Raw genomic sequence first — 14,772 nt, 5'->3', positions numbered from 1 at the left:
ATCTCATGGAAGGAAAGCCAAAAGTTTATTTAAATATGGCTTAGAGAAACTTTCTCAATGCCTACAAAATAAATTTTATGAACAGCTAGAAATGCTGTTCAATCAATTTTTGTCATATACTTAGCTAGTAGATATAAACACAAAATTAACAGACGCTTGGAGTAAAGTATTTGAAGGAGTTGACAATGTTGAAGTCCGAAACCAATCAATTTTTGATTTATCATGTGATGCAATCGTAAGTCCAGCAAATAGTTTTGGGTATATGAATGGAGGAATCGATTTTGCGATTTCTAAAACCTTAGGCTGGCATATTGAAAAGAAGCTTCAGCAGAAATTACGTGATGATTATTTTGGAGAGTTATTAGTAGGGCAAGCTACAATAGTGACTACTGATCATCCACAATTTCCTTATTTGATTTCTGCTCCAACAATGAGAACACCAATGACTATTTTGCGTTCTCCCAATATTTATCTCGCCACTAAAGCAATCCTGACTTTATTATTACATGGAAAGCTAGAAGATGGAACACCTCTGAAGGAAAAGATCACTTCCATTGCCATTCCGGGGTTAGGAACAGGAGTGGGGCAAGTGCCACCACTATTGTGTGCCAGACAAATGAGAATAGCTTGGGAGGATGTTTTTAATGAGAACTATAAGACCAAAGAAGCATGGGAGGAGTTATGCTCAAATTATGCTTACTTTTTCACACATGATGAAAAGGATTTGAAATATGATATACCCTAGTTGTTAAGGGTGATTTAAACTAATATTAACGAAGTACTCTGTCGAAATTAACTTATATCTAGTTTTGATAGAGTACTTACAATACTTTGAAGCCATATGGAGTATAGTGCTAAAAGAAAATACTACATCATTTCTTCCATTACTTTATTTATCAGTTGTATATTGATCGTTCTTTTTTTAAGCAACCAACATTTCATCAGAGGGTTTTTAGGCGATGTAATTGTTATTGGTTTAATATATAGTGTCTTGAAAATATTTTTGGATACAAGGCCTTCAAAACTGATCGTTTACGTTTTATTATTTGCTTATGCTGTGGAGTTTTTGCAGTATTTGAATTTAGTAGAAATGCTTGGGCTTAAAGATTATAAATTAGCACGAATTGTAATAGGAACTACATTTGATTTTAAAGATTTACTGGCCTATACCATAGGGGCTTTATTAGTGTTTTTGATAGAGCGTTACAAAACTGTAAGAGGATAATTATTCTGCAAAGCTAAACAGGATTAAGTTGATGAACTTCTAGTTTGTTCTATCAAAAGGTGTAATTTTGGGGAATGATGCATCTATTTTGATGCAAAACAAACACTTTACTATGAACACTAACAGCTACAGTAAATCTTTCTATTATTTCGTGGGTATTGTTCTGCTATGGATTCCTATTTTATTTTTTGATTCACCCTACTTTTATGAACATTATTTTGATGGCAAAATCTTAACAACTATTTCAGTCTTCACTATTTTTGGGGTCATTTTCTATATGTCTTCATTACGTATTCGATTTTTGATGCTGATGATGGTGCCACTGTCATGGTTAGGAGAAATGTTGTGTTCTGAGTGGTTAGATATGTATGATTATAGAGGAAACCAAATACCAATTTACGTTCCTTTTGGGCATGCTGTTATTTTCGCACTGGGATGGAACATTACTCAAAAAAGCCCAATCCTTTCCAATGCCCTTCAATTCAAAAAATGGATGATGGGTTTTTATATTTTACTTTTTGGTATTATCACACTGTATTTCAAAGATACTTTAAGTCTAGCCCTGGGAATCTTATTCTTTTGGGCCTTGTGGAGAAGGAATTATATGCCTTTTTATTTAGTTATGAGTGCATTAGTTTTATATTTAGAAGTGATAGGCACCTATTATGGAGTATGGAGGTGGGATCAGAAACAGTGGATCTTTCAAACTGTTAATCCACCCATAGGAGCCATGTTTATTTATATAGGAGGAGATATGATTTTAGGGAGGCTCTGCAGGTATTTGTTAAAGATACCTAGAAAGAAGAGGAGTAAATTAGCACAGATACCTTAACAAGAAAATATCAATTCAAATATGCTCTAAAGCAACTTAAACTAAATTAAATCTAACAATGAGAAAAAATGAAATACTACTATTACTAGGGTTTATTCTTCTGAAATTTGTTTTTCAACATTTTCTGATTGAGCCAGGTTATGATTTACAAAGAGACGAATATCTTCATCTCGATCAGGCAAATCATTTGGCATTGGGGTTCACATCAATACCACCTTTTACCTCTTGGATTTCTTTTGTTATAGGACTTCTGGGGAATGATGTATTTTGGGTGAAATTTTTCCCAGCATTATTTGGAGCATTAACGATTGTAGTAGTTTGGTTTACAATTGATGAATTAAAAAGGGGACTCTACGCTAAAATCTTAGGTGCTCTATGTATATTGTTTTCTGCATTACTGCGTTTAAACACACTTTATCAACCCAACTCTTTTGATGTGCTCAGTTGGACTGCAGTATTCTTCTTTTTCATTAAATATATCAACAGAGAAAATAGTAAATGGCTCTACTGGGGAGCGGTTATTTTTGCTTTAGGTTTCCTCAATAAGTATAATATAATTTTTCTAATCCTTGGACTGATACCAGCCTTGTTGATTACAAAAAGTAGAAATTTATTGATTAGAAAAGAGTTTTATATTGCGATGGGGATAGTTTTGTTGATCATATCTCCAAACCTATTATGGCAGTTTACTAATGATTTTCCTGTTATTCGACATATGGAAGAGTTATCTAGTTCTCAACTCGTCAACGTTCAAAGAATCTCATTTCTTAAAAGTCAGCTTTTCTTTTTTACAGGATCACTTTTCGTTATTCTATCAGCACAATTTGGGCTTTTATTTTCAAAAAAGTATAGCAAATACAGTTTCTTATTTTGGTCATTTGTTTTTACACTTGCCATCTATACTTACCTCAGAGCAAAAGATTATTATGCTATTGGATTATATCCTATTTATATAGCGGTCGGAGCCGTTTATCTTTCAGAAGTGTTAGAAAATAAAGTCGGAAAAGTGATAAAGCCTATTCTTGCATTATTACCCATTGCAATTGTGATTTTAAGTTTCGATGTAGCATTCCCAAATAGAACTCCAGAATATATTATTGAGCATAATGAAGAGTACAAAGCTCTAGGATTACTAAGATGGGAAGATGGAAAAGATCATCAAATCCCTCAAGATTATGCCGATATGTTGGGTTGGAATGAATTGGCCTCAAAGGTTGATCAAGCCTATAAAAGTGTGAAAAACCCAAAGGAGACTTTAGTACTTTGTGATAACTATGGTCAAGCAGGAGCAATTAATTATTACTCTGAAAATGGGATCAAGGCAGTTTCCTTAGATGCAGATTATGTCAATTGGTTTGACTTGCAGACACACTATTCTAATCTGATTCGAATTAAATATAGAAGAGAAAAAGAAAATGAGTTAGCTGAGACAAGTCCTTATTTTGAATCTTCAACGGTTTATGATTCTATTACCAATCAATATGCAAGAGAGTTTGGTACCACTATTTTTATTTTTGAAGGATCTAAAATTGATATCAACACAAGAATAGAAGAGGAGTTGAGTAAGATAAAAGGTTCTGATTAAGTGCTTTGATAAGAGTATGATAGATAAAATTTTTGACTTATAAAATGAATATACAATGGACTCTGCTGAATTACTTTTAAGGGAAATAATCAACTCAGATATCTGTAAAGGATGTGACCCTCCCAACTCAAAACCACTTCTAAATTTTTCATCGAAATCTAAAATTCTGATTGTAGGACAAGCTCCCGGAGTGAAAGCAATAGAATCAGGAATACCTTGGAATGACGCAAGTGGTAGAAGACTAAGAGAATGGATGGGTGTTTCAGAGGAAGATTTTTACAATAAAGATAAAGTAGCGATTGTCCCTATGGACTTTTGTTTTCCAGGAAAAGGGAAATCAGGAGATCTTCCACCTCGTCCCATATGTGCTCAAAAGTGGTTGCCAAAAATTATGAAAGAGCTCAAAAATATAGAGTTCACCCTTTTGATAGGGCAGTATGCACAAAAGCACTTTTTAGGTGAACTCAGAAAACCGAACTTAACCTCTACTGTAAAGAATTGGAAAACGTATTACCCAAAGTATTTTGTGATGCCTCATCCATCACCGAGAAACAATATTTGGTTGAGAAAAAACGAATGGTTTGAAGTTGAATTACTACCGGTCTTGAAAGAGGAGATTAAGAAGATTTGTTCTGAATAGGTTGTTTAATTAGTATAATAGTAATCAAGTTACGAACCAACTTTCCACAATAATGATTGTATCAATTTATTAAGCAAACTTTTAACCTATTTCAATAAAAACATCATGAAACTAAGACAAATAATACTAAAAGTGATATCGATTCTTGTGCTACTTCCAATACTTTATGTACTGATTGCCTTATTATGTTCATCTATCACAATAGATAGAGAAATTAAGTCTGAAACAGCCGATAAAACAATATATCTCACTACAAACGGCGTTCATTTAGATGTTGTAATCCATAAAAGTGACTTGAGCAAACAATTACTTTTAGGTTTGAAAAAGAGATACACAGATCAATACTTTTCTTTTGGGTGGGGAGATGAGAATTTTTATATCAATACACCAACCTGGGGAGATTTGACCTTTAAAAATGCTTTTTCAGCCATGTTTTTAAAGAGTACTACATTAATGCATGTTACTCGGTATAGATTAAAAGGAACAGATTGGGTGGAAGTAAAAGTCACAGCATCAGAATTGGAATTACTAAACAATTACTTGCAGAATACATTCAGATTAGACAAAAATGGAGCTAAGGTAATTTTAGAAGACCAAGGATATACTTCAATCGATGATTTTTATAAAGCGAAAGGAAGCTATTCTTGTTTCAAAACTTGTAATAGTTGGTTGAATACAGGGTTTAAGCAAAGTGGAATGAAGGCTTGCTTATGGACTCCTTTTGATTTTGGTTTGATGAATAAATATGAGTGATCAAGGATCATTTGTAACAGTCGTATCGCTCGAAAAATAGTAATGGCAAACAACAGCATAAACCTCAATTCACCCTTTCACAAAAGCAGACCCCAACCCATCAGAATTACTCAATTTTGATGAACAACGCGCATGAATGTAAATAAATATAAATATTTCTACTATTTTGTGTGTTGAAGTAACTTTTTAAATGCAAGCATGAATTTCAACATCTTTAACTTCTTGAGCATAATGGGTGCTGTTCAAGGTGTCATTTTTTCTTTGGTATTGATTTTTTTTCCAAAAGGTAGGAAAAGTTCCAATTATTTGTTGTCCGCATTAATTGCTTGTATTGCTATAACCATGGGGCGTCATGTTCTTTTAGATATGCACATCTTACAGCGTCACCCACTGTTGGAAAGTGTGCCATTGACTTATCTTTTGATGATAGGTCCGTTACTTTATTTATACACAAAATCGGTGTGTGCTCCTAGTTACATTTTTGATTCTAACTCCATAAAACACTTATTGCCTTCTTTTATATTCTTAATTGCTAGAATATTTAATATGCTGGATCAGTTTTACTTTGAAGTTGGGATATTTGAAATGTTAAATGACAATGAGAAACCTGAGGTGATTTTAGGGGTAATTTCAATGAGCATTTATGCTTTTATGACCTTTAGAATAATCAATGCAGAAGAAGAAATTTCAGATGCTGATGTGATGAATAGAATATGGATGAAAAAAATTATTTATGGTTGGGCTATAGGCTGGGTATTATTTGCAACGCTTTCATTTATAGATTTGATGTTTTATGATTTCGAAAGGCCTTATTCTGATTATTATGTACTATTCTTGTATCTGGCATTTGTTATTTATTGGCTTGGCTTAAAAGGTTTTTATGAGAGAGTGACTCATTTTACGAAAGAATCTTTAGTGGTCGAAAAGGAAAAAATAAGTACAATCAAATCTACTAACCTTCAAAGTGAGATGGAAACGCTTCAGAAGGTAATGAAGGAAAATAAACCTTATCTCAACCCTGAATTAAATTTGGAGAAACTTTCAGAAGAAGTCGGATTTTCACCCAAGAAAGTATCGGTTATCCTTAATCAAGGATTTGAAAAGTCTTTTTATCACTTTATTAATACGTATAGAGTAGAAGAGTTCAAGAATAGAATTTCCCAATCCGAAAATCAGAACCTCAATTTGTTGACAGTGGCCTATGATAGTGGCTTTAATTCCAAGTCGACTTTCAACTATATCTTTAAGAAAGAAACAGGGGTGACACCATTGCAATACAAAAAGAAGATGAATATAAAAGCAGTCGTTTAAATTTTTAAAACATCACTTTTCAATCTAAAACCAATCAAATTTTGTCATTTAAATGAAAATAGATTTAAATTTTAAATGATTCCCTGTTTTTTTCAAAATCAATCCTCCTAGTTCCAATAAATTCTATTATTTTCGCCTTTTGAAATTGTGCAGTAATGTATAGTAACCGAAGGGGTTTTCGGTTATGCATTTCTGACGTTGAGCAAAAAACAATCAAAATGCAAATTCTTAGCGAACAAGAAGTACTCCGTCGAGAAAAAAGACAACAGCTAATGGACTTGGGCGTCGATCCATATCCAGCGGAAAAATTTGATGTAAACGTTTCAGCAGCACATATTCATAAGAATTTCGATCGTCGTCCTAATGATTATGGAACAGTGTCTATTGCTGGTCGTATTATGAGTGTTCGTGCGATGGGTAAGGCAGCTTTTGTAGAATTACAAGATGCCTCAGGTCGTATCCAAGTTTATGTAAATAGAGATGAAATCTGTCCTGGAGAGGATAAGACATTATATAATACGGTTTTTAAGAAGCTTTTAGATAGAGGTGACTTTATTGGTATTACAGGTTTTGTTTTCAAAACAGAAGTAGGTGAAACTACTGTTCATGCCAAAACACTAAAAGTTTTATCTAAAGCCCTAAAACCACTTCCTGCAGTTAAAGTAACAAAAGACGAGGATGGTAATGAAACAATGCACGATGCATTTTCTGATCCTGAATTAAGATACCGTCAACGTTATGTGGATCTAGTAGTAAATAAAGAAGTAAAAGAGACTTTCGTTAAAAGAACGAAAATCATCAACGCTATGCGTAACTTCTTTAATGATCACGGACATTTAGAGGTTGATACTCCAGTATTACAAAGTATTCCTGGTGGAGCTGCAGCTAGCCCGTTCATTACTCATCACAATGCTTTAGATACACCATTATACTTAAGAATTGCCAACGAATTATACTTAAAAAGATTGATCGTAGGTGGTTTTGATGGTGTATATGAGTTCTCTCGTAACTTCAGAAATGAAGGTATGGACAGAACGCACAACCCTGAGTTTACAGCCGTTGAAATCTATGTAGCTTACAAAGATTACAACTGGATGATGGAATTCACGGAGCAGTGTTTAGAGCACGTTGCTATGGCAGCAAACGGTACTACAGATGCGAAAGTGGGTGACAATGAAATCTCATTCAAAGCACCTTACCGTCGTGTAACAATGGCTGAGGCAATCATGGAGCACACAGGTAAAGATATCAACGGTAAATCTGTTGAGGAATTACGTGTATTCTGTGATGAGTTAGGCATCGAGCATGACGAGACAATGGGTAAAGGTAAATTGATTGATGAGATCTTCGGTGAGAAATGTGAGGGTAACTATATCCAACCAACGTTCATCACTGATTATCCTGTTGAGATGTCACCTTTATGTAAGCGTCACAGAGACAACCCTGAATTAACAGAGCGTTTCGAATTGATGGTGAACGGTAAAGAGGTAGCCAATGCTTACTCTGAGTTGAATGACCCAGTTGATCAAAGAGAGCGTTTTGAGGAGCAAATGAAGCTAATGGAAGCTGGTGATGACGAAGCAATGTTCATCGATCAAGACTTCTTAAGAGCGTTAGAATATGGTATGCCTCCAACATCAGGTTTAGGTATTGGTATCGACCGTTTAGTAATGATGTTGACGGACAATGCTTCTATCCAAGAAGTATTATTCTTCCCTCAAATGCGTCCTGAAAAATGGCCTGTAGCTTCTTCGGAGCAAGAGTGGGCGGCAATCGGTGTTGAGAAAGATTTAATCAACGTGATGCACAAATTAGGTTTCTATATGATTTCTGATCTTGCTGATAAAGCAGTAGGTAAATTGATGAATGACTTCATCGGTATGAAGAAGAAATTGAAACTGAAGCAAATCCCTAACCCTTCGAAAGATACGGTTCAAGGATGGATTGACAAGTCTGCAGAGGCTAATAGCTAGTAACAAATACTACATTTGTAGTTTTATCATATAAGCTACCTTCAGCAATGAGGGTAGCTTTTTGTTTTTAACATAAAAACAATTCGTATCTTCAATCTATAAACAGTTGTACAATTAAAATCGGAAGTTTTGGATTTTCTTTTTTAGCCTACTCTACGTTAGAATATCATCACTTAACTATGGCTATGCTCTTTTATTCAGCCTTGATTAGACTAAAAAATAACTATCCACCTTCTCCCAATTTTAAATGTTCAACTGTTTAAAACTATTACAAACATGATATTAGAAATGGCAAACCTTCAAGTAAAAGAAGGGATGGAAGAACAATTTGAACTTGGTTTTAAGACAGCAGGTCAATATATCAGTTCGATTGAAGGTTATAGAGGACATACCCTAAAAAAATGTCTAGAACACAAAAACAAATATCTATTACTCGTGAATTGGGATTCAGTAGAAGCACATGAAGTAGGTTTCCGAAAATCAGAAGTTTATTTGAAGTGGAAAGCCCTTTTACATCACTATTATGAACCATTTCCAACAGTAGAACATTATTCCACCGTTTTGGATAATAGTTTTTAGAATTAATACGTTCTATTAAAAAACATTAAATAAAAACTAATTTGTAAACAAATTTAAATAGCCGACATAAAATCATTCTATCATCAAAATGAATTGAATATGTAAAAAAGCAAGTCTAATCAAAATTATCCTAACTAATTATTCTATTAATAAATAAGCTTAAAGCTTCAAGAACAGTTTAAATAATGAAAAACACATTTCTAATCTATTTATCCCTAATAGTCCTTATGGGAACAAAATCTTTTGCTCAAAAACAAGAAGTACCATTGCTAGACCGGGAGATATTCTTTGGTAATCCAGAAATTGCCGGTGGTCAATTGAGCCCTGATGGTAAATTTATTTCCTTCCTCAAAGAGTATAATGGCACACTGAATATTTGGGTCAAAAAGTTCGATGAGCCATTTGAAAAAGCAAAGCCACTTACAGACAATGAGCGTCCGATTGGAGGTTATTTCTGGACGTATGATGGGAAGTACATCCTCTTTGTAAAAGACAATAAGGGAGATGAAAACTTCAATGTCTATGCTGTTGACCCAATGGCAGAAGTGAAAGAAGGAGTGCCGGAGGCTAAAAACCTCACTCCATTAAAAGATGTTACAGTTCAGATTTATCAAGTAAGTCGTAATCAGCCTAACATCATGATGGTGGGAATAAACGATAGAGATAAAGCATGGCATGACCTTTACAAAGTAGATATTGCTACGGGTGAAAGAACCTTGATCTTTGAAAACAATAACCGTATTACAGGTTGGAATTTTGATTGGGATGAAAACCCAAGGTTAGCCTACAGAACAAATGATAAAGGGCATTCTGAAATTTTACGTATTGATGGTGAAAATAAATTCACTGAAATCTACGAAACGAATTTAAAAGAAAGTGCTTATGTAAGTGGATGGAATAAAGATAATTCAAAATTCTACTTGGTATCAAATAAAGGAGATGTGGATTTGACAACGCTTTACTTAATGGACCCTAAAACAGAAGCCATTGAAAAAGTAGAGAGTGATCCTAAAAATAAAGTAGATTTCGGAGGGGTATTTTTAGATGATAATACCAGAGAATTACTTTATACTTCTTACACTTATGACAAAAGAGAAAGACTTTGGAAAAATAAGAAATGGGCAAAACTATTCAGTCATTTAGAAAAGCAGTTTAAAGGAAGAGAAGTAGGGTTCTCCAGCTTTACAAAAGACTACAAGCAAATGCTTATTTCGGTAACAGGTGACAAGTATGCTCCAGATGTATATTACTACAATAGCGATACGAAAAAGTTGATTCACCAATATACGCCAAAACCAAAACTTAAAGAGAATGAGCAGTATTTAGCGGAAATGAAACCTATTACTTTTAAAAGTAGTGATGGTTTAGAAATTCCAGGTTACCTGACGATTCCAAAACACCAAGAAGCGAAAAACCTTCCTCTAGTGGTTTTAGTTCATGGAGGTCCAAAAGGCCCGAGAGATTATTGGGGCTACAATTCTTATGTTCAAATGCTAGCCAACAGAGGTTACGCTGTATTGCAACCTAACTTTAGAGCAAGTGGCGGTTATGGTAAATCGTTCTTAAATGCCGGCGATAAACAATGGGGTAAATTGATGCAAGATGATATCACTTACGGTGTAAAACATCTGATCAATGAAGGAACTGTTGATGCTTCTAAAGTGGCCATTATGGGCGGTAGTTATGGTGGATATGCAACGCTTGCAGGTTTAGCATTTACACCAGATTTATACACTTGTGGCGTTGACATTGTAGGTCCAAGTAACCTATTTACTTTATTAGAATCTATTCCTCCGTATTGGGAAGCTTTTAGAAAGTCTTTATATGAAATGACAGGTGACCCTGAAACTGAAGAAGGGAAGAAGCTGATCCAAGAAACGAGTCCGCTTTTCCACGTAGATAAAATGAAGAAGCCACTTCTGATTGTTCAAGGTGCAAATGACCCAAGAGTGAAACAAGCAGAGAGTGATCAAATAGTGATTGCCTTAAGAGATGCAGATAAAGAGGTAGAATATTTATTGGCCGATGATGAAGGACATGGATTCAGAAAGCCAACCAACAACATGGCCATGTGGGTAGCTACTGAAAAATTCTTAGCAAAACACCTTGGCGGAAGATATCAGGAAGGAGGTTCTGATGAAGTAATGAAACGTTTAGGAGAAATCACAGTGGATGTTTCTAAAGTAACTTATACACCAAAAGAAGAAGTAAGTACAAGTAAATCGTTGAAATATACGACAACAGATATCAGTGAGGGAGAATATGATTATTCTGTGACGATTGAAGTACAAGGAAAAACCATTCCAATGGCATCTCACCGATCAGTGAAAAAAGAAGGTGAATTCACAACAATTACTGATAAGGCTCAATCGCCAATGGGAGAGGTAGTTGATAAGTTATTTGTGAAAGATATGAAGCCCGTGAAAAGAGAAATTCAGCAAGGCGGACAAAACTTCTCGATGAATTTTAATGAAGGTGAGGTTGTACTAGAGATGATGGGACAGAAGATCAATATTCCAGCTGATGGTGCTGTATTATGTGCTGATATTGGACTCGATTTATTTATTTCAAGACTTCCATTAACAGAAGGTTTTGAAACGGTATTTATTTCGCCTGATCTGATGACGCAAAAGATGAAACAGTTGAAGGTAGAAGTCAAGGAAAAGAAAGACGATAAGTTTTATATCGTTACTTTAACTAACCTTGACAATACAAATGAAGTTACAGAATATACAATCAATACTGAAGACATGTTGAGTACCCAAGAAACGAAAATTGTTCCTCAAATGGGTAATGCTAAAATTACAGCAGTATTGAAACAAGATAATTAAAATTTAAGTTTAGCTAAGTACCTTAGGTCGCTTCCTCTAGAGGGAGTGGCCTTTTTTTTGTTTTATGTCTATCATAATTAATTTTAAAATATGACAGCAGAAGATAATTTATCTTTTTGATTGTTAATAGCTATTTTGATAGTTTTACACATTGTTACTTGATTGTAAGTTTCTTAAGTAAAAATTGATTTAGGGGTGTGGGTAAATGTTAGAATTCGAAATGTTTTTACGCGAACTATATTTGTCTTCTACTAAAATGATAACTAAATCAATACAAATGAGAAACCTAATATCTATTTTTATACTTGTGTTATTTTCTACTCAATTATGGTCACAGGATACATCCACTATTGAAAATGACTCAACAAAATACCCTTATACTTTCCCTATATGGGGACAGGAAGTAAAAGATCGAGGAATTGATTTTCCATTGCCTGCTGGTATTTCTGTACATTATGTTTTCAATGAAATGTACTTAGGAATATCAGACTTTGGGATGGGTATAAACGGAACAGATCTTTCACCTATTATTAATGAACAAACATTAGGTTTCCAAACCACGCGTGCCTATTCGAATGGTATCAATCTTCGTGGCGATTTATTTACTTTACCTTTTCTAAATTTTTATGGATTGTTTTCTTATGTAGAAGGAGGAACAGAAGTCGTTTTACAGCCTGATTTTGGAATGGGACAAATGCCACTTTTCAGATCTAATGTAATTTTCGAGGGAATTTCATTTGGTGGTGGTATGACTTTTAATTACGGGTATAAAGATTACTTTTTCTCAGCAGATGTCAATTACTCCGGCACAAGAACTGATTTGTTGAAAAATGATGTAAATGTAGTGGTCTCCTCATTAAGGGTAGGTAAAACTTTTAAGCTAAAAAAGAAAGATCGCTTTGTGAATTTCTATGTGGGTGCGATGTATAGAAACTTTGTGAGTAAGGGAATCAATTCAGGCTCTATTCAAATCAAAGACGCTTTACCTGGGCTAGATGATCATTATCAAACTTGGTACAATCAGTTAAACCCGGTTCAACAGAAATTATTAGATAGAACAATAGATGGTATCAATGAAGAGTATAATCTCGATATTGGAGAAGGTGGTGTAATGAATGCCAGAGTTGATTACCATATCAAAAAGGAACTGATTAAAAAGTGGACTTTTCAGTTTGGCGGACAATTTCAGTTGAGTAAAAAAATCTGGATCAGAGGTGAGTATGGTGTTTCAGATTATTCAAAATTCATCATGACAGGTATTAATTATAGATTTGGAATTTAGATGATTTAAAACCCCAGTCAAAACATTTGTCTTTAATTCATATTGATTAAATTAGATACATCTTGTAACAAAAAAATGATAAAATGAGATATAAGTTATTTGGTAAATCTGGCTTAAAAGTTTCAGAACTCTGTTTAGGAGCAATGACATTTGGAGAAGAATGGGGCACAGGGGCTGACTTTGAAACTTCAGGGAAAATATTTGATGCCTTTGCTGATGCAGGAGGTAATTTTATAGATACGGCTAACTTTTATACCAATGGTACTTCAGAGAAATTTTTAGGAGAGTTTGTTGATGGCGAAAGAGACCGTTATGTCTTGGCATCAAAATACACTTTGATTGAAGATGCAAGCCACCCCAACGGAACAGGTAATTCCAGAAGAAATATGATGCGTACGGTAGAAGCTTCATTGAAAAGAATGAATACCGATTATATGGATATCCTGTGGGTACATATGTGGGACTCGACTACTCGTGTAGATGAAGTGCTCAGAGCCATGAATGATTTGATTGCTCAAGGAAAAGTCTGTTATATTGGAATTTCTGACACTCCTGCTTGGGTCGTTTCTAAAGCCAATATGATGGCAGAATTAAGGGGATGGGAAGAGTTTGTAGGATTGCAGGTGGAGTATAGTTTGATCACCCGTGATATAGAAAGAGAACTTTTACCGATGGCCAATCATTATGGAATGTCAGTAACAACTTGGTCACCACTTGGAGCCGGATTATTATCCGGTAAATACAATAACGGAATGATAGAAGAGGGAAGGCTTTCAGAAAAAAGTGTGAAATTCAATCCTCAAAATATTGCGATAGCCAAAAAAGTGACTGAGATAGGGGAGAAATTAGGTAAATCTTCTTCACAAGTAGCATTGAACTGGTTGAGAGCTCAGGATAAAAGCATTATTCCAATTATCGGCTCACGCAAACCACATCAGATTGAAGATAATTTGAAATGTTTGGATTGGGAACTACCACAAGAAGATCTTCAAGCTTTATCTGATATTAGCAAGATTGATTTAGGTTTCCCTACAAAATTCCTGAAAGAGGACAATGTAAAGAACTATGCCTTCGGAGGTTGGTATGATAAAATTGATTTTTAAGAATAGACTTAGATAAAAAGTACTGAGATGGTTGTTGCTGTCTCAGTACTTTATAGAAATTAAATTGCACAATGTTGAGAATTTCTTTTACTCATCAATTATTCATTTTTCACTGCCGTTGTTAAAAAATGTTATATCACATTTTTTTAAAAGATAACGAATTGAACATTATATATTCCCTTTTGTTTTTAATGTGCTGATAGTGAGTATTTAAAGAATCTTTTTTTAAGTGTGTAGTGTAGTGTTTTTACATCTTTGAAATAAATCTTCCTTTTAGATATGTTTGTCTTGCTAACTTTTTAATCAGACAGGGTAAATTTCAAAAATGAAGTGAATGAATTTGTAGAGCAGACTTTTCAATTTGTATTAAACGAAGCGAAAATAAGTAAAGAACATAATACTATAAGATGGGAAACTATTGAAAAATCTTATGCAAGAAATTTATTTGACAGAAAAACACAGTATGGTATTCTGAATGGTAACATAGGTATTCTATTGTTTCTAATATCGTATTATAAATTTTCTAAAGATAAACCTCAGGTAAAAGAATTGGTAATGGATGATTTAGGTTGATTCTTTGTTATATGTATATGAGACATTACAAAGAAATACGTTGTCCTCACTGTGAAGGCAACGATATAGTGAAAAATGGTCATAG

The 14,772-nt window shown here is 34.2% G+C and carries 13 protein-coding genes; all 13 read left to right on the top strand.

Going from position 1 to position 14,772, the window contains the following annotated elements; all coding sequences use genetic code 11:
- Positions 1-133 precede the first annotated feature (133 nt).
- Positions 134-745, top strand: coding sequence for a macro domain-containing protein (locus HHU12_RS30850; protein WP_169660593.1), 612 nt, complete (start codon positions 134-136; stop codon positions 743-745).
- Positions 746-907: 162 nt separating this feature from the next.
- A complete protein-coding gene (locus HHU12_RS30845; RefSeq protein ID WP_205960040.1) occupies positions 908-1,225 on the top strand; it encodes a ribosomal maturation YjgA family protein in 318 nt (105 codons plus the stop codon).
- 112 nt (positions 1,226-1,337) lie between these two features.
- Positions 1,338-2,057, top strand: coding sequence for a hypothetical protein (locus HHU12_RS30840; RefSeq protein ID WP_169660590.1), 720 nt, complete (start codon positions 1,338-1,340; stop codon positions 2,055-2,057).
- Positions 2,058-2,115: 58 nt separating this feature from the next.
- The gene (locus HHU12_RS30835) at positions 2,116-3,642 is read left to right on the top strand and encodes a glycosyltransferase family 39 protein (RefSeq protein WP_169660589.1); all 1,527 of its coding nucleotides are present in this window, start codon (positions 2,116-2,118) and stop codon (positions 3,640-3,642) included.
- Positions 3,643-3,697: 55 nt separating this feature from the next.
- Complete coding sequence (locus HHU12_RS30830; RefSeq protein ID WP_169660588.1) at positions 3,698-4,282, top strand: uracil-DNA glycosylase family protein; 585 nt, start codon at positions 3,698-3,700, stop codon at positions 4,280-4,282.
- 105 nt (positions 4,283-4,387) lie between these two features.
- Entirely contained in the window at positions 4,388-5,035 is a 648-nt protein-coding gene (locus HHU12_RS30825; protein WP_169660587.1) for a DUF2459 domain-containing protein, read from the top strand.
- A gap of 198 nt (positions 5,036-5,233) precedes the next feature.
- The gene (locus HHU12_RS30820) at positions 5,234-6,346 is read left to right on the top strand and encodes a helix-turn-helix domain-containing protein (RefSeq protein ID WP_169660586.1); all 1,113 of its coding nucleotides are present in this window, start codon (positions 5,234-5,236) and stop codon (positions 6,344-6,346) included.
- Positions 6,347-6,564: 218 nt separating this feature from the next.
- A complete protein-coding gene (lysS, locus tag HHU12_RS30815) occupies positions 6,565-8,319 on the top strand; it encodes a lysine--tRNA ligase (RefSeq protein ID WP_205960039.1) in 1,755 nt (584 codons plus the stop codon).
- 288 nt (positions 8,320-8,607) lie between these two features.
- A complete protein-coding gene (locus HHU12_RS30810; protein WP_240971204.1) occupies positions 8,608-8,898 on the top strand; it encodes an antibiotic biosynthesis monooxygenase family protein in 291 nt (96 codons plus the stop codon).
- A gap of 185 nt (positions 8,899-9,083) precedes the next feature.
- Entirely contained in the window at positions 9,084-11,729 is a 2,646-nt protein-coding gene (locus HHU12_RS30805; protein ID WP_169660584.1) for a S9 family peptidase, read from the top strand.
- Between the two features lie 277 nt (positions 11,730-12,006).
- Positions 12,007-13,011 (top strand): hypothetical protein, encoded by a 1,005-nt coding sequence (locus tag HHU12_RS30800; protein WP_169660583.1) that lies wholly within the window; start codon positions 12,007-12,009, stop codon positions 13,009-13,011.
- A gap of 83 nt (positions 13,012-13,094) precedes the next feature.
- A complete protein-coding gene (locus tag HHU12_RS30795; RefSeq protein WP_169660582.1) occupies positions 13,095-14,114 on the top strand; it encodes an aldo/keto reductase in 1,020 nt (339 codons plus the stop codon).
- Positions 14,115-14,444: 330 nt separating this feature from the next.
- On the top strand, positions 14,445-14,687 hold the full coding sequence (locus HHU12_RS30790) for a hypothetical protein (RefSeq protein ID WP_169660581.1): 243 nt from the start codon (positions 14,445-14,447) through the stop codon (positions 14,685-14,687).
- Positions 14,688-14,772: the final 85 nt, after the last annotated feature.

This window comes from Flammeovirga aprica JL-4, from assembly GCF_012844305.1.
GTDB classification, from domain to species: Bacteria; Bacteroidota; Bacteroidia; order Cytophagales; family Flammeovirgaceae; genus Flammeovirga; species Flammeovirga aprica.
This window is presented reverse-complemented; position numbering and strand designations above follow the sequence as displayed.

What these genes read in the sequence shown, in the direction of transcription:
- HHU12_RS30840 (WP_169660590.1), top strand. Translation starts at nt 1,338, where the DNA reads ATGAACACTAACAGCTACAGTAAATCTTTCTATTATTTCGTGGGTATT.
- HHU12_RS30835 (WP_169660589.1), top strand. Translation starts at nt 2,116, where the DNA reads ATGAGAAAAAATGAAATACTACTATTACTAGGGTTTATTCTTCTGAAA.
- HHU12_RS30830 (WP_169660588.1), top strand. Translation starts at nt 3,698, where the DNA reads ATGGACTCTGCTGAATTACTTTTAAGGGAAATAATCAACTCAGATATC.
- HHU12_RS30825 (WP_169660587.1), top strand. Translation starts at nt 4,388, where the DNA reads ATGAAACTAAGACAAATAATACTAAAAGTGATATCGATTCTTGTGCTA.
- HHU12_RS30820 (WP_169660586.1), top strand. Translation starts at nt 5,234, where the DNA reads ATGAATTTCAACATCTTTAACTTCTTGAGCATAATGGGTGCTGTTCAA.
- lysS (WP_205960039.1), top strand. Translation starts at nt 6,565, where the DNA reads ATGCAAATTCTTAGCGAACAAGAAGTACTCCGTCGAGAAAAAAGACAA.
- HHU12_RS30810 (WP_240971204.1), top strand. Translation starts at nt 8,608, where the DNA reads ATGGCAAACCTTCAAGTAAAAGAAGGGATGGAAGAACAATTTGAACTT.
- HHU12_RS30805 (WP_169660584.1), top strand. Translation starts at nt 9,084, where the DNA reads ATGAAAAACACATTTCTAATCTATTTATCCCTAATAGTCCTTATGGGA.
- HHU12_RS30800 (WP_169660583.1), top strand. Translation starts at nt 12,007, where the DNA reads ATGAGAAACCTAATATCTATTTTTATACTTGTGTTATTTTCTACTCAA.
- HHU12_RS30795 (WP_169660582.1), top strand. Translation starts at nt 13,095, where the DNA reads ATGAGATATAAGTTATTTGGTAAATCTGGCTTAAAAGTTTCAGAACTC.